Below are 2,194 nucleotides of genomic sequence, written 5' to 3'. Positions count from 1 at the left end.
GAAACTGACATTAACCGACTTTGCCCGCCTGCTGACACAGCTGTAATCCGGGCAGCGTAGCGGAACGTTCATCAGNGAAAAAATGGAATCAATAAAGCCCTGCGCAGCGCGCAGGGTCAGCCTGAATACGCGTTTAATGACCAGCACAGTCGTGATGGCAAGGTCAGAATAGCGCTGAGGTCTGCCTCGTGAAGAAGGTGTTGCTGACTCATACCAGGCCTGAATAGCTTCATCATCCAGCCAGAAAGTTATGGAGCCACGGTTGATGAGGGCTTTATTGTAGGTGGGCCAGTTGGTGATTTTGAACTTTTGCTTTGCCACGGAACGGTCTGCGTTGTCGGGAAGATGCGTGATCTGATCCTTCAACTCAGCAAAAGTTCGATTTATTCATAGATGGTCGCCTCCTGTTTGCCAAGCTAAATATGTTGTGGTGGCTTTACTGGTCATCGATTGCAGCCATAGATCCGGACTTTGCCGAGGTGATGTAAAATACCTCTGTCCCTGATGGAATACGCTGATGGAGGCCTCTATCAACAAAGCGCTCTTTCAGGAGCCTTGAATAAACCGGGTTTTCCCCATCGCGGTCTGACCTGTCTTGCCATCACTTCATGCTTGCCTGGGCAATCGGTGGTGTTGTTTCTGTCTTACTGATTAAGCAACTTAAGCGCTTATTATTGGTGCACAATACTCCCGCTCTTTGGCCAGGAGCGCCCACACAGTCCGCGCATTCTTGTTAGCCAATGCTACCGAGGCAATGTTGTTATTCCGGCGCGCCATTAGCTGGTTAGCCCAGCTCGATACGGCATCCTGTTTATGTTTGGCCGACTGCAATACCGCCCTGGCACCATGGATAAGCAAGGTCCTCAAATAGGTATCACCTCGCTTGCTTATCCCGAGCAGGACTTGTTTACCCCCACTGGAGTGCTGACGTGGAACCAATCCGAGCCAGGCAGCCAGTTGTCGGCCATTCTCGAAATTGTTGGCTTTACCAATGGTCGCAATCAGCGCGCTGGCGGTAACAGGGCCAATACCAGGGATCTTGCCGATACGCTGGCAGAGAGCATTTTGCCGATAGCACTGCTCAATCTGCTTGTCGAGTGTAGCGATGACATCGAACAGGTACGCCATGTGGTGCTGTAGTAGACTCAGCTGTGTACGAAACAGGACGGGTAACGGGTTATCCGCATCTTCCACGAGCTCAGGTAATCGTCGCTGTAGCTGCTGGATACCTCGGGGGACGACAATGCCAAATTCGGCCAATAACCCCCTGATTTGATTGGCTTGTGCGGTTCGCTGTTTGATGAAGCTCTGACGACTCCGGTGAAGTGCCAATACGGCTTGCTGCTCAGCGGTTTTGACCGGCACGAACCGCATGTTAGGTCGAGTGACGGCTTCACAAATAGCTTCAGCGTCTGCAGCATCATGCTTATTGGTTTTAACATAGGGTTTGACGAACTGAGGGGCCATCAGTTTGACATTATGGCCCATCGATATCAGTTTATTGGCCCAGAAATGAGCAGATGCACAGGCCTCCATGCCGATCAAACAGGGTGGGATGTTGGCAAAAAAGGAGGCCATTTGTGCCCGTCTGAGTTGTTTGTTGAACAACCGTTTTCCGTGCTCGTCAACCCCATGGATCTGGAAAACGTTTTTTGCCAAATCGATTCCAATAGTTTTAACGTTCATGATAGCAGCGCTCCGTTCAATGAGTGACGATTTATCGTCCCACTGTGGCACAAGAGATGGGAGGCGACCATTCCATTAACAAAGCCGAATGGCGTTCTTGACCGGTCCACTGAAGATAATTTCCTCATCCGTGATTGCTGTCTGACGGGCTGGTTTATGGGGGCCGACTCCGTTTGCAACGGTTTCGTTGTCGCCCGTGATTGCTTTACCGGCGACGCCTATGGCGGGGCGTGGACGCAACGAAATGCCGCGGTCACGATTCCGTATCTCCCACCCTATCCGGCGGCAGAGATTTTCAAAGTGGGCTGGGTTGATGCTATCCGGTATACGAAATATCACTTTTACGGCAAGCCACGGCTGTTTGGCCCTGCCGATGAGGCGATTGATACGTGGTTCGATACGTATATCTATAAATCCGCCAACTCTGCGCGAACCTCCGCAGGCGGCAGGCTGACAAACAATACTGCTGGCGGCTATTCAGCGCGTTCGTTTCCCGGCATTGCGGGCC

Annotated in this window: 2 protein-coding genes and 1 pseudogene; 1 reads left to right on the top strand and 2 read right to left on the bottom strand. The window is 51.8% G+C overall.

The features are described 5' to 3' along the window. Together HMPREF1024_RS0127915 and HMPREF1024_RS00195 are read right to left on the bottom strand one after the other, a co-directional pair. Positions 1-366: IS5/IS1182 family transposase (locus tag HMPREF1024_RS0127915; RefSeq protein WP_032451470.1), on the bottom strand; the 366-nt coding region annotated here is incomplete at its 3' end. 294 nt (positions 367-660) lie between these two features. Beyond that, positions 661-1,686 (bottom strand): IS110 family transposase, encoded by a 1,026-nt coding sequence (locus tag HMPREF1024_RS00195; protein WP_001101446.1) that lies wholly within the window; start codon positions 1,684-1,686, stop codon positions 661-663. Positions 1,687-1,842: 156 nt separating this feature from the next. Between HMPREF1024_RS00195 and HMPREF1024_RS00200 the strand changes: the two are divergent. After that, positions 1,843-2,194, top strand: a pseudogene (locus tag HMPREF1024_RS00200) (hypothetical protein); the annotation flags it as partial.

It is taken from the genome of Klebsiella sp. 4_1_44FAA (assembly GCF_000238715.1).
Taxonomy (GTDB): domain Bacteria; phylum Pseudomonadota; class Gammaproteobacteria; order Enterobacterales; family Enterobacteriaceae; genus Klebsiella; species Klebsiella pneumoniae.
This window is presented reverse-complemented; position numbering and strand designations above follow the sequence as displayed.